13 protein-coding genes and 1 pseudogene are annotated in these 25,600 nt (G+C 56.5%); 2 read left to right on the top strand and 12 right to left on the bottom strand.

Annotated features, from left to right (window positions below; all coding sequences use genetic code 11):
- Positions 1-181: 181 nt before the first annotated feature.
- Positions 182-622 (top strand): annotated as a pseudogene (locus B3361_RS10905) (IS5-like element ISPre1 family transposase); the annotation flags it as partial.
- Positions 623-691: 69 nt separating this feature from the next.
- On the opposite strand, the gene B3361_RS10900 reads toward B3361_RS10905, so the two are convergent.
- Entirely contained in the window at positions 692-1,084 is a 393-nt protein-coding gene (locus tag B3361_RS10900; protein WP_223656455.1) for a helix-turn-helix domain-containing protein, read from the bottom strand.
- A gap of 700 nt (positions 1,085-1,784) precedes the next feature.
- Between B3361_RS10900 and B3361_RS10895 the strand changes: the two genes are divergently transcribed.
- Positions 1,785-2,486, top strand: coding sequence for a hypothetical protein (locus tag B3361_RS10895; RefSeq protein ID WP_082422839.1), 702 nt, complete (start codon positions 1,785-1,787; stop codon positions 2,484-2,486).
- Positions 2,487-2,602: 116 nt separating this feature from the next.
- On the opposite strand, the gene B3361_RS10890 is transcribed toward B3361_RS10895, so the two are convergent.
- From B3361_RS10890 to B3361_RS10840, 11 genes are all read right to left on the bottom strand, one after another.
- Entirely contained in the window at positions 2,603-8,809 is a 6,207-nt protein-coding gene (locus B3361_RS10890) for a DEAD/DEAH box helicase (RefSeq protein ID WP_054881254.1), read from the bottom strand.
- A 5-nt stretch (positions 8,810-8,814) separates the two neighbouring features.
- Complete coding sequence (locus tag B3361_RS10885) at positions 8,815-12,162, bottom strand: STY4851/ECs_5259 family protein (RefSeq protein ID WP_223656451.1); 3,348 nt, start codon at positions 12,160-12,162, stop codon at positions 8,815-8,817.
- Positions 12,163-12,315: 153 nt separating this feature from the next.
- Positions 12,316-13,092 carry a M48 family metallopeptidase gene (locus tag B3361_RS10880; protein ID WP_054881253.1) on the bottom strand — a complete coding sequence of 259 codons (777 nt, stop codon included), beginning with the start codon at positions 13,090-13,092 and terminating at the stop codon, positions 12,316-12,318.
- Entirely contained in the window at positions 13,089-16,364 is a 3,276-nt protein-coding gene (locus tag B3361_RS10875; RefSeq protein WP_054881252.1) for a type I restriction endonuclease subunit R, read from the bottom strand. The genes B3361_RS10880 and B3361_RS10875 overlap by 4 nt, the downstream gene beginning before the upstream one ends.
- A complete protein-coding gene (locus tag B3361_RS10870; RefSeq protein WP_054881251.1) occupies positions 16,361-17,860 on the bottom strand; it encodes a VWA domain-containing protein in 1,500 nt (499 codons plus the stop codon). Before B3361_RS10870 ends, B3361_RS10875 begins: the two co-directional genes overlap by 4 nt.
- Positions 17,851-19,386, bottom strand: a complete 1,536-nt coding sequence (locus B3361_RS10865) for an AAA family ATPase (protein ID WP_054881250.1) — start codon at positions 19,384-19,386, stop codon at positions 17,851-17,853. Before B3361_RS10865 ends, B3361_RS10870 begins: the two co-directional genes overlap by 10 nt.
- An 82-nt stretch (positions 19,387-19,468) precedes the next feature.
- Complete coding sequence (locus tag B3361_RS10860) at positions 19,469-20,563, bottom strand: PD-(D/E)XK nuclease family protein (protein WP_054881249.1); 1,095 nt, start codon at positions 20,561-20,563, stop codon at positions 19,469-19,471.
- Between the two features lie 36 nt (positions 20,564-20,599).
- On the bottom strand, positions 20,600-21,613 hold the full coding sequence (locus tag B3361_RS10855; protein WP_003291346.1) for a virulence RhuM family protein: 1,014 nt from the start codon (positions 21,611-21,613) through the stop codon (positions 20,600-20,602).
- Between the two features lies 1 nt (position 21,614).
- A complete protein-coding gene (locus tag B3361_RS10850) occupies positions 21,615-22,847 on the bottom strand; it encodes a DUF6161 domain-containing protein (protein WP_054881248.1) in 1,233 nt (410 codons plus the stop codon).
- Entirely contained in the window at positions 22,844-24,085 is a 1,242-nt protein-coding gene (locus tag B3361_RS10845; protein ID WP_071534856.1) for a restriction endonuclease subunit S, read from the bottom strand. The genes B3361_RS10850 and B3361_RS10845 overlap by 4 nt, the downstream gene beginning before the upstream one ends.
- A complete protein-coding gene (locus tag B3361_RS10840) occupies positions 24,075-25,598 on the bottom strand; it encodes a type I restriction-modification system subunit M (RefSeq protein WP_033991389.1) in 1,524 nt (507 codons plus the stop codon). The genes B3361_RS10845 and B3361_RS10840 overlap by 11 nt, the downstream gene beginning before the upstream one ends.
- Positions 25,599-25,600 lie beyond the last annotated feature (2 nt).

Raw genomic sequence — 25,600 nt, 5'->3', positions numbered from 1 at the left:
ACTATAGGAGACATTCTATTCTTGCCCGTCGATTGACCTAGGCCGTTATGTGGCTGGTCGAAACCTTCAGGTGCCGCCCAACTAGACGTCTGTTGTCGCGCCCAGCTTAATGCTAGGGAAACTCTGAAGAAGACTTCCAGATTTTGGCAAAAGACCCGGATTCCACCCGCTGAGTTTCCCCATGAAGCAGATGACCTTCGCTGACGCCGAGTACGCCGGTAAGCGCAAACAAACCCGCAAAGAGTTGTTCCTGATCGAGATGGATCGGGTGGTGCCGTGGAAGGGTTTGATTGCCTTGATCGAGCCGCATTATCCCAAGGGTGAAGGCGGTCGTCCGGCCTATCCGCTGATGGCGATGCTGCGCGTGCACCTGATGCAAAACTGGTTCGGTTACAGCGATCCAGCGATGGAAGAGGCGCTGTACGAGACCACCATCCTGCGCCAGTTCGCGGGGCTGAGCTTGGAGCGTATCCCCGATGAAACCACCATCCTCAACTTCCGTCGTTTGCTGGAGAAGCACGAACTAGCCGCCGGCATCTTGGCTGTCATCAATGGCTATCTGGGCGACCGAGGGCTGTCGCTGCGCCAAGGCACGATCGTCGATGCCACGCTGATCAATGCCCACGACGGATTGTTACGCTTGCGGCCACCGCGTGGATTGGTGGCACAGACCGAGCAGGGTGTCCTGGATCTATGGAAGCTTGCCCGTTTTCTTGGTGAAGCACCGATCCCGGAGCGGGCCTTCCTGGATGGCCTCACCTTGGAAGGTCCCTTGCGAGCGGTCTTGCTGGTGGAAAACTCTGGCGCTTGGCGTGACCTGCCGATGCTGGACGGATGGCTTTTGGCTCATGTCCCTGGCTGGGACAACGAGTTGTTCTACCTCGGCGACGATCTCTGCTGCGGTGCAGCCCAGGGGGTTAGCTAGCTTGATCAGGGTGGTGATCGTTGGCTGGTTGATGCCCCGTTCCATCAGGCTGACGTAGTTACGCTGCAATTCCGCCTCATGGGCCAATTGCTCCTGGGTTAATCCTGCTTCGACACGCCGTCTGCGCAGGACCTTTCCGAACGCCAATCCGACTTCCACAGATGACTCCCCAAAAGGGAGGACTATCTGGGCGGCGCCATCTCTGGTCTTCACAGTATATTGTGAATTTGGTAAAACGTGACCTCATGGCATGACGTCACCCCAGCGAACTGCAGGGCTGCCTTCCTACATGCCGTCTTCGTAATCGGCTGTAATTCAGTGCAAACAATTAATTTTCGATAAATAAGCAGTTAAATAGAAGGATGTTAAAAGTATATGAGGATTATTGGCATAGCTGCTTATGTGTCATTTGCATTTTTTTTGCAATCAGGAGCCTTCGCTGGCGAAACTGGGGTTCAGCAACTTGTTAAAAGATGCGAGGCTGCTTCCAAGGCTCGCGGGTCCTCACCTGCGCTCTGTTCGTGCACGTTGGAAAGAATGCAGGAGTATGGGTTCACTGATTCGGAGATTGTTAATTTTTCTCGACGAGACTTTAAGCCAAAGGATCTACATGAAACTGAACGCCATATGGACTACAGCATTAAGGTTCGATTAATAGCAGGGCAATGTGGCTGATTAGCTTTCCCACAGTCGTCAGTCTAGGCGTACGTAATTGATTATGTGATTTACCGTAAAGGATTTTATGCGGAACTTTCCTAGGTTTGTTTCATTAGCTCTTGCTGGCTCTATTCTTGCTGGTTGCGGCAGTGAGGATTTCACAGGTGCGTATCGTTATAAGATACCCGGTAGCGAGAGGGTAATGGTTCTCAACGTTCACGGTGATGAGGCCGAGATATTTGGAGAGGATGTGAACGACGGTCGCATCAAGCCGCTGGTTAAAATGAATATTTCAGTAAAAAATAAAAAGTTACTCCTTGATGATGTTAATAGTTCCGAGCGCTTGGCCCTCACGCGAAATGTAGATGAGCAGAGTGTCGATTGTCTCAACTGCAAGGTGCTTGGCATCAATGACGCATCGGTTTGGAAGTATGACCCTCAAGGGCCCTATGACGTAGAGCAGATGCTGAAAGACCAAGCACTCAAGGATGAAGAAGCATTAAATGCCGAACTGCTCAAGATGCAGGAGCAAATTTATGAGCAGGCCAAGCGAGACGAAGAAGCCGCCAAACTAGGTCCCTATGAAGGGGATTGGGTTTATCAGAGGACAACGAAACAAGACCCCTTGATCATCATGACTATCTGGCGCAAAAGTCAGATTAAACGCTGGTCGTTCCGATTTGAATCCATGGATCGCATAGGACAGGAAGTACCAGGGTTCGAGGTCTCAGATGTTGGATTGAAGGTCAAAGTTGGCTCTGAGAGCCGCCTATACAACCTCAGCCCTGATAAGCAGATATTGACCTGCGCTAACTGCAATAGGCCTGAGCGCTGGGTCAAGGCTGACCACAAGAAAGACCTAAGCGATCGCCATTACGCTCGACAGATGGCTGGTAATCCGTAAATCGTAAGAGACCCTGTCCAAATTTGCATTGAACAGGGGCTTATTTCGCTACTGTGCGTATCGGAGTTCTGAAATTTGGGCAATTGCCTCCGATACTTATACCAGTTGAGCCGCTTTCAAGAGGAAGAGAGGAATATCTGAGTGTTTTCCTCCCCAGCCGCCGAAACTTTACACCTGATGCGCTCCATGATTTCTTCTCCAAGCTCGCGTGATGTAAAGTCGAACCTGAGCTGGTAAGACTTTTCGCTGCGCTCGGCTTCCCAATACGAAAGCCCCTGATCAAACTGGATGGTCAGTTGATTACCGGAGCGCAGCTTAAGCTGTAGCCGGCGGTAGTGCGGCAAGGTAGGCAGGCTTAGCACCTCTCCCTCGCGGCCGCAGTACGCCAGAGCCTGGCGGAGGGCCTCATCGCGCTCGCGAGCTGAGTGCCAGTCATGCCGGCACTGCCAAGGCGAGCGATTGTCTTCCCGCTGATATTGTCGGCCTAGGATTCGGATAGAGAAATCTGCATCACTCAGCCGTCCGAGCTCGTGGATCACGCTGACCAGCAGATTCACAACTAGCGGGCTGCATACGTAACGGTCGCTGTAAACCAGTTCTGTAATTGGATCCTTGCCTGTGAGGGCATCATTAATCAGGCCATTGGCCTCAGTACCTAGGTGCTCCCAGAACCGACGAGCAAAGTTGTCGAGCGAGCCATCCAGCTGATTGCCGATCTCGATCTTGATCAAGCCAGGGGGTGGGGCCGGCATGAGATCGGCAGCATTCAAGATGCGCTCTGCCTTGAGGTCGGAGGGGGTGCCTCGGATGATCCGTGCACCGGCCTCCGCTAGATCCCATGTGTGGCCAGGTGCGGCCAGGTTCGTATTGTCGCTAGCCCAGGCAATGCAGCCTTGTGGGCCTTGCAGTGAGACATTGAGTGCCAGCGCCCCGAGATCCGGTATGGAATTGTGTAGGCATATCTGTACTCCGTTGAAGGCTAGCTTTGCCAACCATTCCTTTTGGTCTCTTGGCAGGCTGGAAACGGTACTTTCCAGTAAATGTAATTGCACTAGGTGTCCGACGCTTTCCCAACTATGCAGTTGATGCCTCAGGCGGCGTGCGACAGCAAGATCCCACTCTTCGGCGGGTGCAGTGAAGTAAATGGCTACGGTCTTCGCGTTGTCGTCCCTAGTAATCGCTCTTTCGACCGCTTCCTGTAGAGTGGCGATTTCTGCCTGGCTTTTCGGACCAAAGACAGCGAGCTCGGCGGGCAGCGCCAGGCCGGCAAGCCAAGTCTGATTGATCCACTCCAGCGCGACATGACGATTGAGGCGCTCGGCCTCGAAGCGGGTATCGAAGCTGAGCAGGCAGTTCTGGCAGGCATGCGAGCAGTTGCAGCTGTCCAGACGGGCGATGACCTTTCGCCACAGGCTGGCTTCATTCAGCCGCTCCGCGGCCTGGGTGGTGTAGCCACCGCTGCGCAGGTCGAACACCCGGATGGCGCGGGTTGGCTGGCCATCGACCTTGATCGGGTGGCTGTCGCAGCCCAGCTCCTCGCTCTGTATGCCCAGATCGGCGGCAATCGCTTCGCGCAGCGCCACGGCAATCGAATAGGCGGTGACGTCGTCGTTGAGCAGTTCGCCGCTGGAAGGGTTGCGCAGCACCAGTTCCAGCGCATCGGTCAGGCTGTCATGGCCCAAGTGGACGTTCTGCTTGATCTTCCAGCTGTTGTGGCTGCCGGGGCAGATGTTGTCCCTGTCGTCGCTCCTGCCGCCACGCAGGCGGCGGTGCTGCGCCTTCTGGCGGAAGGCAGCCGGCAGATATTGTTCATTCGCTGGCGCAGAGCCGTCAGGGTGGCTGAGCATCGGCTCGGCCTTGCCGCACTCCAGGCAGATGGCAAAGCCCTTCTGGTTGGCGCCCGATGTGTAGTTGAACAGCTGCGCCTGCTGGCTGGCGCGGAACTGGCCGAGTGCCGGGTTGGCCAGGCAGACCCAGCTGGCCGGTACGTTCAGCCAGGGCGCATTGACCGGCACATACTGCAGGCGGCTGATGTCGTTGTGCGGCTCGTCGAAGAAGTCCACGGCAAAGCCGGAGGGCACCAGATATTCGCGAATATTTTCATCTTTGATCGGCTCACCGCACGCCTGGCAGTTGATCTCCCGTCCGGGGTTGATGGCCGTGTTGCTGGCACCGCACTTATTGCAGTGCCAAGCTTTCTTGAACAGCTGCAGCTCCTTGACGTTTTCGGCAGAGGCGGGAGCGTGCCAGTTCAGGGTGATGCCGGAGGACTTGTAGACCAGCCCATCCATGACCAGTTCGGCGCCCGGCGCATATTCGCGCAGGCCGGTGATACGGTCGCGGGAAGCCAGCGAGCGGTAGCGTGCACGGTTGTCCTCGCGCTTGTCGCCTTCCTCCTGCTTCAGGGTCTGCATGCAGCGGTTGTCGAAGCTGACGATATCGGTCGGGAAGCCGTAGCCAGGCAGGAAGCGCCGGTCGGCCAGCTCGCTCAGCAGGTACTCCTTCTCGATGCGGCTGAGCTGTGCCTCCATGGCTCGGTAGGCAGCGGCCTTCTTGTCGGCAATCTGCTGCAGTTGGGCTTCGCTGGCCGAGTATTCCTGCTGCCATGCCTGCATGATCTCTTTCATGCGGCGGCTGGCGTGCTTGAACAGCTCGGGCTGCGGGGTGGTATCGAGGAAGCTGCGGCGGGTGATGTCCTTGAGGGCCTGTCCCACCAGCGTTTCGGTATCGACCGCCTGGTTGTCGCACCACAGGCAGAATCGCGCGGCCAGCGACATAGGCAGTTCGCCGTCGAGGAAGAAGGCACCGGCGGTCATCGACTTGATTTCCTGGGCGGCGACCACGTGCTTGAGCCAGTGCGACAGCAGCCAGGCATTGACGTGGCGCTGTACCAGATCGGGGCTCTGCAGGGACACCTTGGGCATGCGCATGGGCGTGTTGAACGGCCAGAGCGGGTTGTTGAACACGCTCTGGTCGTGCGGGGTGTTCTTGCAGACGGCCAGGGCCAGCGAGCGTCCCTCGCGGCGGCGCCCGGCACGGCCGGCACGCTGCAGATAGTTGGCCGGGTGCGGGGGCACGTTGTTCATCGCCACCACGCTGATGCCGCCGATGTCCACGCCCATTTCCATGGTGGTCGAGCAGCTCAGCAGGTTCAGCCTGCCGGTCTTGAACAGGCCTTCGTAGCTGTCCAGCTTGCTCTTCGGCTGCTGTGCCGAGTGCTCGGCGGCACGGAAGTAGTGGCCCCCCTCGATGATCCGGTCCATGACGTCCGACCAGAGCGCGTCCTTGCGCAGCTGCTGGATCTGCGGCTCGCTGTTCAGCCAAGCGCGGATCGCCAGCAGGCCCTCATCACCCGGCACATGCAGGAGCGCCTCGGGCGGACGCGGCAGGGTGTAGGGCGTCACCTTGACGACCATCTCGCGGTCGGTACGTGGCGTATAGGGACTGAGCTGCTCGAACGGGGTGTTGATGAAGCGCCGCGATACCGGGCACAGGTAGACCGTTTCGGGCAGCCGGAAGCTCAGGTCCTTGAGGTCGAGCTGATAGCCGTCGCCTGACGAAATCAGCAGCTTTGCCTGCTGGGTCAGTACCCGCCAGGCTTCGCTCAGGATCGAGTCGATCTGGTCCTGATGGGCCGCGGTTGACCAGTTGAATGCCTTGCAGAGCAGCAGGATGGCCCGTGACTGGAGGCTGCTGACGGTATTGACGGATGGCCAGCGGGCAAAGCGACTTTGCAGCTTTTCAGGCTTTTCCCCCAGGACCGGCGCCACGACCCATTTGGGGCTGATGCGTGCGCCGATCAGCGACTGCCAGCGTTTGTCGATGTTCAGGAGGGTGTTTTCGCGGACGAAGAAGTCCAGCAGCACCTTCAGGTAGGTGCGCCAAGTGTCGACATCCAGATGTTTGGGCCAGGCCATGGGCTTGCTGGTGATGCTGTCCAGCTTGGGATAGCAGACCTGTACCAGGCCGAGGGTTTCCAGGCTGTTGGCACGCTTCGGGCGGCGATAGAACTCGCGGGCCAGCAGCATGTTGGCCAGGGCGACACTACCCTGCGGGCCGAAGGTGTTCGGTGCGAGGTTGTTGTAGTAGTCGAGCATACCCATCTGCAGCTCCGGCGTGCCGCCCAGATGGTTGGCCATGTCGGTCCAGCTGATTTCCGCGCCTTTGGCCGCTTCAGCTTGCATGTCCAGCAAGGATTGCAAGTGCTTTTGCTCGATACGACTCAATCGCTCTGCTGTTTGAAGGTCTTGCAGGTCCTGCAAGTCCTCTGCGGACAGTCCATTGACGGGTTGTGCCTGCAGCAGGCGCTGATAGATCAGCCCGCGAATCCGGTTGCGCTCGGAGTCCTGCTGCAGCTTGACGGCAATCCGTGCGGTGCCCTGGCGGCTGTCGGTGAAGGAGATCAGCTTGCGGCCCTGGAACGGCTTGCCGGTCGGCATCGGATCCGGCGGGCAGAACTCCAGCAGGGTGCCGATCACCGTGCTGAGGGTGAAGGGCGTACCGATGCGCGCGGGGCGCAGCAGGCTGCGGCCCTGGATATTGGCGCCACAGCAGGGGCATTCGTTCTTGGCAGTGCGGAAGAGCTGCAGCTCGATGCCACCATCCGCCGGACGATTGGGCGTCAGTCGGTGAGTGGCGCGATCGAGGAAGTCGGCACTGCCTTTCTTGACGGCGCGATTGGTGATCAGGATCTGGATGGATGACACAGTATCCTTATCCTTGGTCTGATCATCGGCCTCCGTGGCTTCATCTTCGAGAGCGAACTCGTCGTCCTGTTGCTGTGTCGGATCGACCAGAGCACTGCTACTGCTTTTGGTGGCCGCCTGCAGGAAGCTCTCGTTGCACTCCTCGCAGGACACCAGTGGCATCAGCGGCGCGCCGCAGCGGCAGTGAGTCCGCTCCTCCAGATAGACCATGCCGAACGGCCAGTCGGCATGTGCCAGCGCGGTGCCGGCCTTGTGGCTGCAGTTGCGGTCCACGCAGGCGCGGATTGCCGGAATCACGTTATGGAACAGGTGTGCGCGCAGCGGCAGGAAGGACAGCCCTTCGGCACTCTTGGTGCCGGACAGCAGATCCAGCCAGGCGAGCACCTGCGCCGAGGGTAGACCGGACTCACGGATCAGCCCTTGCAGGCTTTGTGGTTTCACCTGGCCATTAGGCATGAACAGGGCGCGCAGCCGCCGAGCGGTGGGGCTGGCCTCCAGACGCTGGTAGCGCAGCGCCGACTGTTCCTGGTCCGCCTCGATGGCGCCGATGGCTTCAGGGGTGTCCTGCTCGGCAACCAGGGTGGCGTTCAGCAGCGCCGGGATATCCCGATGTCCCTGCACGACATGCACCTGCTGCGGATCCACTCCGCCGATATCGGCGAGGAAGGTGCGCAGGCTCTCGATGGTCTGGGTATCCGAGCCGAAGGTGGCCGAGGTTGCCACGAAGCGCACATCCTGCGGCTTGACCTGGAAGGCCAGCATCACCCGGCGCAGCAGCAGCGCCATCTCCGCGGCCTGGGAGCCGATGTGGGTGTGCGCCTCGTCCAGAATGATCCAGCGCAGCTTGCCGGCCGACTTCTGCAGGATCGGCTCGTCATCCTTGCGGATGAGCATGTACTCCAGCATGGTCGCGTTGGTCACCAGCAGTTGCGGCGGGCTGGCGCGCAGGCTCTTGCGGTCGATCACCTGGCCATCGTACTGCTGGTCTCTATTCCTGCGTTCGTTCTCCAGGGCACCGGTGTATAGACAATGGCGAATCTGTCCGCCGAATCCGTGGGTCCAGGCATCCAGGCGGTTCTGTTGCGAGTTGATCAGGGCGTTTAAAGGGTAGATGAACAGGGCGCGGACACCCTCCGGGTCTTCGCCAGCGTCGATTTCCTTGGCCAGCTGGCTGAGGACCGGTACCAGGAAACACTCGGTTTTGCCCGAGCCGGTGCCGCTGGTCACCACCAGTGATTGCGGCTCGGGACGGTTGAGAATCTCCCAGGCCGCCAACTGGTGGGTGAAAGGATGGCGATTGCTGGGGAAGGCATATTCCTCTGCAAGATCATGGGGCTCCTTGGGCGGGGCCGCCATGGCTTCGGCAAGGCGTCGGTGTAGTAGGTTACCGCCGGCCAGCGAACTCATGGTTTCAGAGCTTTCCTGCCAGCCGAAGGTCGGCTCGAAGACTGGGTCGGCCAGCCAGGCGCCCGGAGTGCCGGGGGCAGCGGTCAGCTGATCATGCAGGAACTGCCGCAGCTGCGGATTGCCGAGGCTGAGCAGGCCCTGGGCGGCCCGCTCGCTGCGGGTGCTCAGGTTGCCGGTGAGGGCGGAGAAATAGTTCTTCTGATAGAGCATGGGATTCACTTCTGCATCGAGGCGGCTTGCGCCATGGCCAGGCCGAGTTGATAGGCCGAGTCAAACCAGACGCTATCGAACTGGCGAGCATTTCTGAGGCTGAACAGGCGTGCCGGGTCGGCTTGCCATTGCTGCCCGCGGCCAGCGTAGGTATCGAAGGCGGCCATGAAGGGCAGCATGACCGTGGCCAACTTGAAGTCGTTGGCAGGGAGCTTGCTGCAGCGGAGGAGCATTTGCCCGTGGGGCGTTTTCAGGAAGGCTCCTATATCCGTATTGCCGCTGCCGGGGTATTGATGGGTTTCGGCAGGGTTCCGCCGGAACATCTGCTGCATGGCCGAGTGCTCGCCATCAAACAGGTGCGACTGCCAGGAGGCGGTGAGCATCGCCGGGTTTTTCAGGAAGAACCCCACATCCGGGCTTTGCAGATCGAAGGAGTGGTGCAGGCCCTGATCGAAGATAAAGCGCAGCGCGGGCTGCCAGCGAGACAGGAACTGGCTCTTACTCTGGATGTCGGTGCGGATCAGCGACAGTAGCCGGGGATTGTCGACGGCCAGCTGTTGGCGCAATGTCGCAAAGGTGTCGAACCAGTGCTCCGGGGCAATCAGCAGCCACTCGAAGGGCAGCTCGCAGGGCAGGCGCTCGGCCAGGCGGCTGGAGAAATCGTCCAGCCGCAGGGTGGCCATGGCCAGCGCTTGCGGCTCGCGGATCAGTGCCTGGCAGATATCCAGGCTGGCCAGCGGCAGATGGTGCAGCCGGTCCAGCAGCAGCTCCAGCGTCTGCCAGTCCTCGGCTTCCGGATCCGCGGCCATGGCGCGCAGCGCGGCTCGGAGCAGGCGCATGCGCTCTTCACCATCGGCTTCGCAGAGCGCGTCGCGCAGCGGGGTCAGGGGCTTCGACAGTTGTCTCACGGTCGGCGGCACGACGGTCGGACGGCTGTGCAGTTTGGAGTCGTCGGGGGTGTACAGCAGCCAGGGACCAACCGCATCGGTCGGCAGGCTGACCAGCCAGTTGCCGGTGAACACCTGCTCGGAGAAATGCAGCGGCAGGCTGACTGGGTCATGTTCCGGCTCGGCCAGAGGCAGGGCCAGTATCAGGCCCTCGGCCTGGGACTGCTCGGGCAGGAGATCACGAGCGCCATCGCTCAGGGAGGCCATTTCTTTTTGGCTGTGCAGGCGGATGCGCGTCGAGTAGCGGCCCACCTGCAGGCGGGCGTGGGTCTGGTGGGCGTGGATCAGCTCCAGCTGCACGGTATGATCGAGTCCGGGGTGGCAGGACATCATCTGCTGGATTGCCGGAATCAGCTCGAACAGACGGATTTCGCGGATCCCGGTGTAGCGAATTTCCTGCGACAGGGTGGAGCGTGAGTCGGTGCCGCCGGAGGTCAGGCGAATCTGCCAGTTCTCGGCGCCCTGTGTCGACATCAATACCGCACGGCATCCGATCAGCTCTTCGATGGTCAGGGCCTGATTCAGCTTGAGAGGAGTGTCGTTGCGCAGCAGCGTGACGCCATAGCCGGGGAAGGGCAGAGTGAGCTTCTGCTCGCCGTCGGGCCACTGCAGGCACAGCGGAACCGTGGTGGCCGGCCGGCTGCCGGTGCTCTTCAGCCGCAGGGCCAGGCCTGTTCCATCATGGCGGCGCTCCAGCGCGATCTGTTCGCTCTCGCAGCGCACGGGCACATCAGGCCAGTGGTGAAGGCGAATGCTGCCCTCGAGGGTAGTGGCGCCCGGCGCGTAGGTGATGGAGGCTTCGTCCGGGAGAAGCACGGCGCGGGTGTTCAGCAGGCGCTGGCCATCCTTGCGCCAGATCAGCCGGCACAGCCCCGGCGCCCGGGCTTGGGCGAGCGGCAGCTCCTTGCCCTGCGTGCGGACAAACAGCTCATGGGCGGGCGCATAGCTGGAAAAGCCCGTTCCCTGCTCAATGCGTAGGCGCGGCGTGCCACGGAACAGCAGCCCCGGCACGGAGAGCGCCTCCAGACTGTTGCCATGCCAGTAGGCTTCCGGGTGGCGGGTAGCGCTGGCGCTGATGGTGACAACGAAGGGCTGTTGTTTGTACGTGAGCCGGGTGGTACCGGCGGGAAGTTCCATCAGCATTTGCCCGTCGGCCAGGCAGTCATGCAGCTCGCGAGCCTCGCCTTCTTCGGCATACACGATGGTTCTTGCCGGCATGGCCGCCAGTGCCGACTCGCCCTTGACCAGCGCATCGCCCTGGGCGAGCAGGCGGGCAAAGGGGTAGGTATTCTCGAAGATCAGCGGCTCGTCATGGCTCAAGGCTTCGCCGCCCGGTAGGTTGGCAATGTGCAGGGTGGCGCCCCAGCGGCTGACGATCAGCTGCGCGGCATTGTGCAGGCTGTGGATGGCCGGCAGCGGCCTGGCGATCAGCTGGTATTCCTCGTCTCTAAGCAGGGCTTCGCCGACCAGGTATTCCCGCTCGCCGATGCGCAGCAGGAGCTGGAAGTGTGGCGGCAGCGCATCCACGGCCATCCCCAGCGCCTCGGCAACCTGATCGCGCCTGGCCTGAGCCTGCATCACGAAGGACTGCTCGTAGACGGGTATGGAGCCATCGGAACTGAAGCGCAGGCCGCGCTGGATCTGGAAAGGAGGCCGCCGCGACTGGGGCGTGATGCTGACTGTATCCCGGACCAGACCCTTGATCAGGCTGGCGGCGGCCTGGGAATCGAGGGCGATGGGGAAGAGCTCTTCCCAGTGAGGGCACTCTTCCTGCAGCCGGGCGATTGGGTCTTGGGCGCCCTGCAGGGCATAGGCCTTGCGGATGTGCAGCACCGCCTTGACCAAGCTGTCGAGCAGTTCGTAGACCGGCGCCTGCTGGTAGCAGGCGGGCAAAAGCTCGGCCTGGGCCTCGATGGCCTGGCGCAGATGCTCATCCTGCAGGCGGTATTCCAGTGCCTGCTCAGTGACCATGCGTAGCAGGCGGGATAACCCGCCCTGTGCCGACTCGACAAGGCGCATGGGCAGGCCGCCATTCACCGCGACCAGGCCGATGAAACGTTTGCCTTCACTTTTTATAGTGGTTTGCAGACGCCACTGACGACGCCCATCAATTACCAGGCTGCGGGTCTTCTCATGAGCTACCTTTCTCTGGCCGGCTGCCTCGCACAGTGGTCCCCAGCGCCATGCTCCCCCTGGATATTCGCGCTTCCACCATTCGGCCGCAAAAAGTAGCCAGGCCTGAGCATATTCGGGGTGCGCGTGTTGCCCTAGGTTGAGCCCATGCAAGAGCTGGCGCAGTGTCTCGAATTCTTCTGATGAGGTCTTATAGGCGAATAGGGGACGACCATCCGGCTCTTGCAGTCCACGCCTAGATAAAAAATCTGAAATCCATTGGACAAGCGGCACACATAATTCCTTTTTTGTGAACGAGTGAGCTGCCTCAAAGGCTGTCCTTGGATCGTGTCCTTTTTTCAGTCTTAAAACAAGGCGACGGATTCATCCGGCTTGTGGGGGCTGGAGATGAAGTGCATTGATGGATGCACGTGAATCAAGAGATGCTCAGCCTCCGTTCAGCAAGGCAGCCGCCATACCGTCCAGTCGTTTTTTTGTCTTTTCCCATTGCGGCATGACCTGCTGCATAAGGCGGTAGAACCGCTCACTGTGGTTGTGTTCGGCGATGTGGCAAAGCTCATGCAAGATCACATAGTCGATGCACTCGCGGGATGCTTTAACCAAGTGGGGATTGAGCGTGATACGGCCCGCAGGTGAACAACTGCCCCACTGTGTCTGCATGCTTAGGATGCGCAGTGGCGGCTTGGCTGCAACCCAAAGGGCTTGTTGCAAGACAGCGTCTAGACGTCGATCAAACACCTCACGGGCGCGAGCTTTGTACCAGGCGTAAAGGAGTGCGCGGATCTTGTCTGCCGACTTGACCCGAACAGAAACCTCCAGCTTGCCCCGCAACAAACGCACCTGCTGTAGCTCATCAGGCGCCTCAATCACCTTGAGCACATACTGCTTGCCTAAGTAGTAGTGGCTTTCCCCGCTGACGTACTGCCGCGGGCGAACGTGGGTTAGCTGAGCACGGAACTCACGAAGCTGCTCATAGATCCAGCGACCGCGTCGTTTCAGCGCGGCCAATACCTGTTCATCGCTGGCCCCATCCGGCGCACTGACGCGCACGCGGCAGTCCGGATCGACTTTGATCAGAATGCGTGAAACATCGCGAGCCCTTCGCGTCCTTTCAACCTGTATCAACTCATCGGCATAGTGGAAGCTCAGCCAGCTCGACACTGCGGAGGCAGGTGGAGCGCTCATGACGATGGGTACACTCATAAGCCGGACAAGCCTACTCGCGTGATTTGCACCACCCACTCAACCATGGCCTTCGCCTGATCCATGCCAGCGCCCACCGCTTTGCACTCCTTGAAGAGCAGCGGCAGTAGCTTCTTGCGAATATCGCTCTCAATATTTTGTGGGTTGATTGAATGCTCAGCCACTGAGGTCGTGACCATTTCATCCAGGCTGAAAGCTAGTTTTACCCAGTGCTCCTGTGCCTGTTCATCAGCTGAAACCAAGGCCTCAGGAAGGCTCTTCTTGAAAATGCCGAAGTACGCCTGGGCATGCCGGTTACCCGCAAACACATCGGGCAGCTCATCGAGCTTGCGGGCCTGCACCTTCTGCTCAAATTCGTGGAATAGCAGGTATTGCTTAAGCGGGTGGTCAAATAGCTTTGCTGCCTCTTCGATGGCCTGGCGCAGCAGTTTGGAGAACGCTTCTTGGGCGTAGGGGTCATCACGCAACTCCTGCTCAATCATCTTGCTGACGCGGGTCTTGATGATGTCTGTTTCGTTGCGTGTCTTTTCCTCGCTCCACTGTTCAGGCTTTTGCTGCCCCATCTTGCCGACTTCATAAACTCCGCCGGGGTCTTTCACCTCGACGCCTACCACATGCTTATCCAGCAGCTTACGTACCTGCTCGGCATACTGGTCGTAGTTCACCGTTTCACCGGCATCTTGTTTGGCGAGTTGGCGCAGACTGGAGAACTGTTTAAGGGTTTCCTTGTAATGAGCGCGGTCGGCATTGCTGAAGCTGGTGTCCTCGAAGAAGGATGCTGACTGCAAAGCGACCTTTAGGCAGGTAGCGAACTCGGTCAGCGCTTCGTAGAAGTCGTCGCGTACCTTGAGATTCACATCAACCAGCTCCCCATCGCGCTCTTGCATCCTGGGCACCAGCACTTGGCGTAGCTGTTCGATATCACCTTTGTTTTTCACATCGGAGAAGATCGCCCAGAGGTTCTTATGCAGCTGGGGTAGCCGTTTGTACTCGCTGCTCATCTGGTTGTAGAGGCCAGCGATGTCATTGATGTCATAGCCGCCCTGAGTGCGGGAGGCCAGATCCTGATACTTTTGGATCGTGGTATCCAGCTCGGAAAGGATGCCCCTGTAGTCGATCAGCAGGCCGAACTTCTTCAGTGGGTGCAGGCGGTTTACCCGAGCAATCGCCTGGATCAGGTTGTGCTCCTTAAGTGGCTTGTCGATGTAGAGCACGGTATTTTTCGGCTCATCGAATCCCGTCAGCAGCTTGTCCACCACTATCAGGAGCTTGAGAGAGTCATCCTTGTCGAATCGCTCGATCAATTGCTTGGTGTAGATCTGCTCATCCGTACTGCCGACGTTTTTCTTCCACCACTGGGTTACCTCGGGTGAGGCCGATTCATCCACATCGGTGTTGCCCTCACGGCTATCCGGCGGGCTCATCACAACGGCGCTCTCGAACAAGCCTGCCTCATCCAGATACTGCTTGTATTTGATTGCCGAGGCCTTGCTGTCGCAGGCCAATTGACCCTTCAGCCCCTCGTCGATGTTCTTCACGAAGTGGTTAGCAATATCTAGAGCTATCAGGCGAATACGGTCATCCGCGCTATAGATTTGCCCCTTCTTGGCGAACTTGCGCTTGAGGTCGGCTTTCTGCTGCTCGTTTAGCCCTTCAGTGATTCGCTCAAACCAACTGTCGATGGCGCGCGCATTTACATCCAGATCAGGTATGCGCTCTTCATAGAGCAACGGTGTCACAGCCTGATCCTCCACTGCGCGCTGCATGGTGTAGGCATGCACGATGGGGCCAAACTTGTTCGTCGTCTTATCGTCCTTGAGCAGCGGTGTGCCGGTAAACGCGACAAAGGCCGCATTGGGCAGTGCCTGCTTCATGCGGATATGGTTTTCACCACCTTGGCTACGGTGACCCTCATCGATAAGCACGATGATGTTGGCACTGGTGTTCACGCACTGTGGCAGCTTGGTAGCGCTGTTGAACTTCTGGATCAGCGAGAAAATGATGCGCTCGTTGCCCTTACCGATTTGCTCAGCCAAGCGCGTGCCGGAAGTGGCCATGGCAGCCTCGCGATCCTTCTTGCCAGCCAGTTCGCCGCCCGAGGCAAACGTTTTGCTCAGCTGGCTTTCCAGGTCAACCCGGTCGGTGACCATCACAATGCGGCACTGCTTGAGAGAGTCATGCAGGATCAGCGCCTTGCTCAGAAAAACCATGGTGAATGATTTGCCCGAGCCGGTTGTATGCCAGATGACACCACCTTCACGACCGCCGTCTTTGCGTTTCTGATTGATCCGTTCAATCAGCCGTTTGATGCCGAAAACCTGTTGGTAACGCGCGACGATCTTGCCGGCCTTCTTGTCGAACAAGGTGAAGAAACGAGTCATCTCCAGCAGCCTGGCTGGGGACAATAGGCTAATGAGCAACTGATCTTGGCCTGTCAGTGCGAGCTCGCCGCCAGCGATCAGGTTTTCGTACCAGTGCAGATCAGCCGCTGGGCGATGGCTGAAAATTGCCGCCTTCTGCACACCAGTCAGTTGGCGATTCTTTAGCGTGTACAACTCAGAGGTAGAGATATCCTCTTCGCGCCAGGCCGCCCAGAACTTAGCTGGCGTGCCGCAGGTGGCATAGCGCCCATCGCTGCCATTGATCGACAGCAGTAGCTGGCTATAGGCGAACAGTTTGGGAATTTCGTCATGGCGCTGGTTGCGCAGGCTTTGCGAAACGCCTTCGTCGATTGTCGGGCCTTTTTGTGCATTGCCATCCGGGCGCTTGGCCTCGATTACGACCAGAGGAATGCCATTGACGAAGCAAACGATATCCGGCCTGCGCGCTTCCACACCGCCGCTGCGGAGCACGCGAAATTCTTCAGTGAAGATAAAACTGTTGTTGGCTGGATTGTGCCAGTCGATCAGCGCCACGGTTGGGCTGGCCTTTTTACCATCCACGAACTCCGTCACCGAGATGCCATACAGCAGATGGTTATAGAGCCGTTCGTTTGCAGCCATCAATCCTTCATTGAGTGCAGGGCTGCACACTTCACTGATCAGGTTGTCGATAGCTTTTGCGGAAAGCGGGTACTCACCGCCTCCAAACAGGAAGCGCCGCTTACTCAGCTGCTCACGCAGCACATCACGCAGCACCACGTCATCGCTCTTACCGGCCCGCGCAGCCAGAGCGTGCTCGGGTGACATGAATTCCCAGCCGAGGTTGCAGAGCAGCGCCAGAGCAGGAAGCTTTGCGCTGTACTCCTCCTGAAATTTCGGTGTTGGTGTCATGCGCTGTGATTCTCCGGGCGGCCATCCAGTTTTCGCTGAAAACCAATCAGCTCATGAATCTGGCTGCTGTGTGGGTCATAGACCCATTCATGATCAAAAAGGCTGGTTAAACGCTGAGTCATAAAGCAATCGCCTACGACCAGGGAATAGAAGCGGTTGCCATGAGTACGCTGCTGCTCAATTTGCTGGCGTAAATGCTCTGGCAAGCTAGCCATGATGAAGTCTGAAATCATCAACAGGTCTGCTCGTTCATAGGCTTCGCTTTTCATCACACCCAACGCATGATCCAATGCCGGGATCGCATCCGTACCGCCGTGAAAGGACATGCCCAGAAACTTGATCAATGCCTCCATACCAAAGTCGTCGCCAAGATCAAGCGTCTCGATGCCGGTGGAAAAATTAATCAAATAGCATGCTCGCTTTTGCTGCCTGGCCTTGCCTGCAATGAAGAGCGCCACGGCTTTGGCAACCGTCTCAGGCATACCGCTCATAGAGCCGCTGGTGTCGACACAGATCACCATTGGCCCTTGTTTAGCTGCCTCTTCAACGCTACGCAGCTCTTCTTTTTGGTGATGTTGCTGCACGCGCTGAATGCCCTGCATGTCAAAACACATCAGGCGTGACTCGACATACTTGAGGTCGAAAAGAATGGACGTTTCGGGGTCAGCCAGAAGTGCCAACTCGCTGGGCAGCACATGCTCGATGTCACGCCCTAGGCGAATGCCGATGATCTCTTCTCGCGAATTGATATCCGGTAACTCAATGTCTTGCGTATAGCGCACCTGGGCTCGCTCGATACGCTCGGATAACTCCAGCTGGCGTAGCTTGCCCAGCAAATCACATAGCGACCGAACACCCGGATCATTGGCCAAGTAGTTAGCCCACCGCTTAAAGCGCTCGATCTCTTGTGCAGAGAAATTGCCTTTGGACAGGTCAAGGAATATACCCGGGTCCAACCCCAGCATTTCCAACTGCTGTTGAAGCTGTTGCAGTAACTGCAGAAATACCTCGAGCTCCTCCATGAACTGCCGGCGCAGCATGGATATGCGCTCAAGCTCCCACTCGGCCCGCGCTTTATCTAGCGCCTTTTGCCATTCATCTCGCAAAAGGCGGGCACTTACGGTGCTATCGGCCTGACGTTTTTTGGTAACTGTTTGAGAGGCCGTCACCGCTGCTAGCTCACGCTGCCAAAAAGATTGATTGTCCGGCAGTTTGGCTACACGACAGAGCGCAACATACTCCGCAACAGCTGCTGCCAGTTCTGCACTCGAAACAGGGGAAGACTGGTTCCGGGTTTTCCAGTTCGATAGCTGCTGCTCATATAGCGCAAAGGGGAACTCAGCTTTCAGCTCTTCAGCCGAGGCCAGCTGCCACAGCCGAATCCTCTCTGCTACGTGACCTGCAATCGAATCAGAGTCTCTTAATAGCGACGCGAAGATACGCTGAGCATTATCGCTAACATCCTTGGCAGCACTAGCCAGTAGATCTAGCGGCATAATTCTTCCAGCCGTTCGCAGTCTTTGATACGAAGTTGCAAACCTTCGATTTGTAGTGCTATTCCCGAAATTGCTAGAGAAATCTTATCTGCCGGCACAAAAGGCGAGCTCAGCTTAGTCTCGTAGGCTTTAAATTTTTTCTCTACTTTTTTCAGAGTGAAAGAGAGCTTCTCGCGAATTTCACTCACCGAAGAGGAAAGGGAGGTGATTAATCGTATATTAATATCCTCCTTTCTGTCGCCTTTGTGAAAAAGAACTTCAGGCGTGAACTTAATGCTCAGGTAATCCACGTGGCCGTTAGATAAGGTGATCTGACAGGTTCCTTGTCCGTCAAATTTGCACTTAACACTTTTCTGTTCATTACCTTTACTGTCTAGCGGGTGGAACTCGTCTTTTGTCTTGAGTCTATCTTTTGCGATGAATATCTCAAATGCTTTTTCGTAGTTGCTGTAGTAGCTGTTTTTGGGCTTGAAGGTGCCTTTGCATTGAAAGAAATCCTTGTTGGAGAGCTTTACCGTTTTGTAAATATCAGCAGAATGGAAAAGCTCCTTCTTTATCTCCTTGTCTAGTGCGTCTTTCTCTTTATCCAGTGCAGCCAAATCTATACCACTATCAAACCCACAGGCCTTTACCGCCTCCGCAACGATATCCCAGACAGCCTGACGATTTTCTTCATGAGTCCACAGGCAGTGCTGCAGCAGCAAGGCGTCACTATGGTTGGTTTCCTTGCGATCATTAAAAAAGGCTGCTGCCTTCATAAGCATCGCTGCGCGCTGCCAGCGGCGGTCGGAGACATAAACCTTGAGCGTTTCGTATTGCTGCTCCAGCTGTTCGCGGATCAAGTGAATGATGGTTAGCGTCTCAGCAGACAGCTTGACCTGATGCAATTGCGCCATCCACTCAGCCCATTCGCTGGACTTCACCTGTTGAGCCGAGGGGATATCGATTTTGGCTTCGGTCGGTTTGCTATTAAGTAGCTGATCGAAGTGCTGGGCTTCACGAATGGGCCCCACCATCAGCCTCACAATAAAGCGGTCATACAAGGCTTCTAGGCCTTGATTGGCATCTGGCGTTTCGTTGGATGCAGCAATCAGGGCCTTGAGTGGGGCTTTCTCAATGGCTTCACCATTACGGAACACATGCTCGTTAATCAACGTCAGCAGGGTATTCAAAATAGCTGGGCTGGACTTCCAGATTTCATCAAGGAAGGCGAAATCGGCCTTGGGCAGATAACTATCTGTTTTGCGAATGTAGCGATCTTCTTTCAGCGCTTTTATGGACACAGGGCCAAACACCTCTTCAGGTGTGCTGAAGCGGTTCATCAGGTATTCGAAATAGGTTGGCTGCTCAAAGGCGCAGGCTATACGGCGAGAAATCAGACTCTTGGCCGTGCCGGGTGGCCCGTATAAAAATGTATTCTGCCCGCAGAGTGCTCCCAGCAGGGATACCGCGATGATCTCTTCACGCTCAAACATGCCCGCGCTTACGCTGGCGACCAAATCCCCGATACGCTTTTGCAAACCCACATCCAACTCCTTGCAATCACTCGGCAGCCCTCATGGCTACCACATGGTCAAAAGCCGCCAGGTAATCTGACAGACAATGTAACTAAGCCTCAGTGTGCTGACCGACTTGCGCACGTATTCCGTTTTCGAAAGTCATCAGCAGCTTCATTTTCTCAACGATCAGGCCAAGCACTTCCTCTTCATCAAAGTGATCCAGCACCCAGCTAAAACCCAGGATGCTGTTGTTCTTCCCCTCACTCCATACCTTGGTTTCGTTTCCCGTGAAGAGCTTTCGGCCCTGCTCTTGCAGCGTCTCATCAACATCACACAGGTATACCCGTACCGATGGCTTCATCGTGCTGTTGGCACCGCTCAGGTAGAGCACAACGTCAGACCACGTTTTCCAGTTGTCGGAGGCATAACGCAGTGCGGGGCCATTCTTCCAATTGTGCCGCCGGGTATAACGCGCATAGCCGGGCACCTCGGCATCGAGCTTGTCGAGCACCTTAGCGTCGAGGGCATCAATGACCTGGTCCTTGAGGCGCGTCAGCTTGTTGATTTGATGCAGGTGCTCGATAACAAAGTTGACGGCTTTGGCGTCCATGGCCTTCTCCACAGTGATGTTTTCCAGATGCAGCAGGAAGTCGCGGGCAAACACCTGCCACTTATCTACAGGATGAGTCAGCATGCGCTGAGCCAGTTGCTGACGTGCAGCGTCAATAAATTTCGCATAACTCAGGCCATGCCATGCGGCCCGCACGCTTTTGCCTGATGGTGAGAGCACGGCATAAAACAGCGGGCGCTCACCATCGTTGAGTTTGCGCTGAGCGAAGGCTTCATAGTCGGCAAAGGGGTTCACTTGTCCGTGGAAAATCTTGTTTTCCAAGAGCAGATCCCATCCATCACCGGGGAGCACTAGGTCGATTCGGTTGCTGTTGTGGGTGACCACCTCGCGCTGGGGTGCCGCTCGCAAACTAGGCGTCAGCGTTGAGGTATTGGGCAGGCAATTCAGCAGCGCAGTGAGGAAGCACTCCTCCAATCCATGCACCTGCGCTGGGTTGAGGAAGAACGCCAGCAAATCCGTGGTGGGGTTTTCGTAATAGCCGCGCCCACCCAAGGCAAAAATGCTCGGCTCTCGCTCAGGCTGATAAAAGCGCTCGGCCTTCGCCAGCAGTGCGCGCAGTTGTTCCAAATCCATGGTGTAACTCCCTGATCGAGTGAGCGGGCAATTCGGTCACTTGGATTTCTTCTTTGCACTCAGGCGCTTTTCCAGACGTTCAAGCTCTGCCAGCTCTTGAGCATCGGCGGCCAAAGCCTCGGCGCTGCGGCGGTGTTGGTCAAACGTCTCATAACGCTCATGTGCCACCTGCTTCATCTGCTCGTGGCTGATGCTGCCGGCAGTGCGTAGCAGCGGTTGCTCGTTGAAGGCCATAAAGCTGTCGATGTATTGCCGCCAATCGGCGAGCATCAAGTGCTTACGCTGCTCGGCGCGTAGCTCAGCGAAGTCGAGGAACATGCCGACCAGGCGATTGAGCTGGTCTAGTTCCTCGGCATTCAGGTAGTTCTTGGCCACCACAACATCGGCTTTGCGCACCCGGTCGCCCTTGAAACTAAGCAGGTTCATATTGGGTGCGCTGGCATCGGCGCGCTGCACTATCAGCTCGGCGGCGGTGTGGCCGGTAACGGCGAAGAACAGCTTGTTCTGCACTTCGGCAAACAAGCGGGCGGTGTCCTGCTCATTGGCGCGGTAATCCTCGGCCAGAGTGAAGAGATCACGTACCTTTTGGTAGAAGCGCTTCTCCGAGGCCCGTATGTCACGGATGCGCTTGAGCAGCTCATCGAAGTAGTCCCAGCGGGGCTCCTTCAAGCGGGCGTCGTCCATCACGAAGCCCTTCTGCAGGTACTCACCCAAGGTGCGGGTGGCCCACTGACGAAACTGGGTGCCACGAGTTGAGCGCACCCGGTAGCCCACGGCGATGATCATCGGCAGAGCGTAGTACGCTAGGTTGCGCCTGACTTGGCGCGAGCCCTCGGCTTGAACTGTCAAGTTTTCCTTGACGGTTGCCTCCTCTGTCAACTCGCCCTCAGCGAGGACGTTCTGCACATGCAAGCTGATGTTCTGTTTGCTGGTTTGGTACAGCTCGGCCATTTCTAGTTGCGTCAGCCATACTTGGCCATCCAGTACGCGGAGCACTAGTTGAGCTTCGCCGTCGTCACTGGTGTAAAGGATCAGGTCATTAGCATCCATGTTATTGGCCTCTACCTCTTAGCGTTGAGCGCAGCATCTCTGATGCTCCGGGCATGGTCGGTCCATGCTCCTGCGCCAGTAAGCCGGTTTCGCTGCGGCTGAATAGGGCCTGCAAGACAATATCTCTCGATTCCTTGTCGATCTCTGCTTCGTTAGTGAGTGACAAATATAGGTAGGTTAGCTGCTCACGCTCTTCGGCATCGCGCATAAGGTGGAACGAACTAAACGCCAGCCTCGACAATACCCTCAGCAAGAACGCATACACACCCGCAAGGGAACCGAAAAGGATAACCCCTTGTATCGTGTTGAGCTGAACGGGAGTCTCGCGGCCTTGCAGCCACGTGACAAAGATTTCTTGAAAATTTATCGCTGCGACGATAACCAAAGCAACAATAGCTAGCGTCCAAAGCCCGCCTTGTATTCCATACTTACGCGCCGATTTTGCCCAATATTCGGCAGGTTTTTTCAGTTTCAGCTTTTCTTCATAAGTGCTTTCAAGGGTCGTGACTTTCTCAGTCCATTCGGCTAATTGTCGTTCAAATGCATTGGATTGCGACTTTATCTTTCGGCGGCCTAATGCTTTTTGTACTTTAGCAAGTTTGCTGCTAGAAGCCCTATTCTGTGTATCCCAATCTGTAATTTCAGATTTCAGCTCGCCAAACTCAGTGAATAGTTTGTCTTGGGCGTCGGCGAACTGCGTGCGCAGATGCCCAAGAGACAATTTCTCACCATGGCGGCGCTTTACTATTTGAGAGTCCTGATTGGCAAATTCATAAGCATACATGTAGCCTTTGAAATGCTCGATATTGCTAATATTCTGTACGGATTTTCGAATCGAAAAGTCCAAGAATGCATTAGCTGTATTATCGCCATGTTCTTTGAGGCACTGGACGAATGGTTCAACAAAAGGATGACCACGCCAAAGCCAGTCTCGCTGTAATCGCTGAAAATAGCTTTGCTGAAGCTGCTGTAGCTGACGGCTTAGATCATCGTCGCTCCAGACCTCTATGTTGTCCTTCCAACCCTGAATCGTATCTGCCGCTCGGGTGAATACATCGCCTGCATTCAGATGTGTATGGTTAGCGCTATTTCTATCGGTCTGGACTATCTGTTTACGCTCCTTCCAAAAGCTTGCTTCTGCCTCACAGAACGTCAGAAAGGAACGCAAGCTTAGAAAATTCGTTACATGCCCAGCGCAATCGGTCAGCCGAAAATTAATAGTGCGATCCTTCACATAGCCCCCTTGGCATCAACAGTGACTCTACGCTTGCCGGTAAGTAGCTGCTGCATCAGGGCTTTTTTCTCCTGCTTTAGGCAAGCGAGCTTCTGCTCTAGCGCAATAACCTGCTTGCTGGCGACATGCAGGATATCTGCAATCCGCTCTTGTTCCTCCAGAGAAGGCACCGGAACCTTAGTGTTCATGAACTCACTAGGCTTGATGTTGAGCAGGCCATTGTTGCGAACACCAGTATTGACCAGCTGGCCAAGCTGAGGCTTCAGGTAGTCAGCCTCAAATAGATACTTGAAATAGCGGTGACTAAGACCCGGCTTTAGCTTAAAGCAGACATAAACATGAGGCACTAGGCCGGCGTCAAAAGAATCTAGATCAAATATGCAGCCAAATTCATAGGTCTTGGAGTTTCCTTTGTTGTAAGCAAACTCGCCACGCTTGAGCAGGATATAGCTCTCGACGCTCTTGCCAGCCATAAAGCGATTATATTTTTCATCCTGCCGAACAAATCCGCTGAGGGATGATATGGTAAGCACTGGGTGATCGCCGCCATCAGACTTTCTTTGAATGCGCTCTGCAATTTCGGATATACGCTTGAAGTCCTGCTCCCCATCTTCCTCAGCGCTTTCATGACTGCCAAGCAGCTGCTGCATCAAAGCCTTTTTCTGCTGCAGGCTGTTTTCCAGAAGTTGCTCGGCAGTAGCGATGGCCTGATCCCAAGTGGAGAGAATCTTGGCGATTTTTTCTTGCTCGTGATGGGGTGGTACGGCAATTTTTAGTTTTTTGAAATATGGCAGGCCAATGGTTTTTATGGTTGAGCCCACCGCCTGACGCTCAAACTCTGGTTTCATCATTTGTAGCCAGTTATATAGAAACCAGCTATTCATTTTTTGGCTATTGTCACAGCGCCATGCGATAAAATGCTGGCTGACTGCCATAGGGCTAGCCAGAATGGCACTTTTTCCAACACCCGCATCACGGGACAAAATTACGGTTCCTGCTGGGTGCAGAACAGCAGATGAGTTCTGGATGCCTTCTTCTGAGATCTCCTTATCAGTATTAAAAATGAGTCCTTTGTCTAAATTAAAAGAGTCGGCAAGCGAAACCCATTTTATGCCCCCGTTCCAATAATTGGATTTCTCTTTGTTAGGCGTATGGCCACTGCCGCGAACAGTAAAATTATCGAGGAGGTCATACTTCCAGTCAGTAGGTATGTTGCTTTCTTGAGCGCTACGCACCATAGCCTAGCTCCTTTAAGTACACATCCATCTGCACTTCCAGCTCAGCCAGCTTCGCCTTCAGCTTCTCCCGCTCTTTGCGCACAAGCAGCAAGTCGACTGTTTCCTCTTCTTCAAAGGTATCCACATAGCGAGGGATATTTAGATTGTAATCGTTGTCGCGAATTTCCTGCAGGCTGGCACGGTGGCTGTACTTATCCGAGTTAATGCGGTGGCGATAAGTTACTAGGATGTTTTTGATCTGCTCATCCCCCAGCACGTTCTGGTTTTTACCTGACTTGAAGTCTCGGCTCGCGTCGATAAACAGTACGGTTTCATCGGTCTTGGCTTTGCTGAAGACCAAGATTGCAGCGGGGATGCCGGTGCCGTAGAAAAGCTTCTCCGGTAGGCCGATCACGGCATCCAGAAGGTTTTCCTCGATCAACTGCTGGCGAATCTTGCCTTCGCTGGAGCCGCGGAACAGCACACCGTGAGGCACGATCACCGCCATGCGCCCGGTCTTGGCTTTCAGGGTTTCGACCATGTGCAGGATAAAGGCGAAGTCACCTTTGGTTTTCGGCGGAATACCGCGTTTGAAGCGCCCAAACTGATCGTGCTCGGCTTCGTCATGGCCCCACTTGTCCAGCGAGAACGGCGGGTTAGCGGTGACGATATCGAACTTCAGCAATTGCCCATTGGTATCGAGCAGCTTGGGGTTGCGCAGGGTGTCGCCCCACTCAATCTTGTGGTTGTCCTCGCCATGGAGAAACATGTTCATCTTGGCCAGCGACCAGGTGGAGCCGATCGCTTCCTGGCCATAGAGGGCGTATTGCTTGCTGTTGTGGTGCTCGCGCACCTTGCGCCCGCACTTCATCAGCAGCGAGGCCGAGCCGCAGGCCGGGTCGCAGATGCTGTCGCCCGGTTGCGGGTCGAGCAGTTCGGCGATCAGCTCGGAAACTTCCGGTGGGGTGTAGAACTCACCAGCTTTCTGCCCGCCGCTGGCGGCGAAGTTTTTGATCAGGTACTCGTAGGCGTTGCCAATCACGTCCAGGCTGCCGACGCGGGATGGTTTGAGGTCGAGCTCTTCACGGGCGAAGTCTTCGAGCAGGTGGCGCAGGATGGTGTTCTTCTGCTTCTCCTCGCCCAGCTTGTCGGTGTTGAAGGAGATGTCCTGGAACACGCTCTTGCCGGCATCCTTGAGCTTGGTGCCATTAGCTTCCTCGATGGCATGCAGTGCCTGATCGATGCGCTCGCCATTGCCCGGCTCATAACGTCGATCGTAAAGGGCATAGAAGTTGGCATTGCGCGGTAACACGAAACGCTCGTTCTTGAGCATCTCCTCGATCAGTTCCGGCTCATCGCCGTATTCCATCCTGTAGCTGTCGTAGTGGTCCTGCCAGACATCGCTGATGTACTTGAGGAACAGCATGGTGAGGATGAAATCTTTATAGGTGTCCGCACTGATGGTGCCGCGGAAGGTATCGCAGGCAGCCCACAGCGCCTTGTTGATGTCGTCCTGGTTTACTTTGTCGCTCATGG

Source organism: Pseudomonas sp. UBA6699, assembly GCF_002454615.1.
Lineage (GTDB): Bacteria > Pseudomonadota > Gammaproteobacteria > Pseudomonadales > Pseudomonadaceae > Aquipseudomonas > Aquipseudomonas juntendi.
The sequence above is the reverse complement of the archived record's forward strand: the minus strand, read 5'-3'. Positions and strand labels throughout refer to the sequence as shown.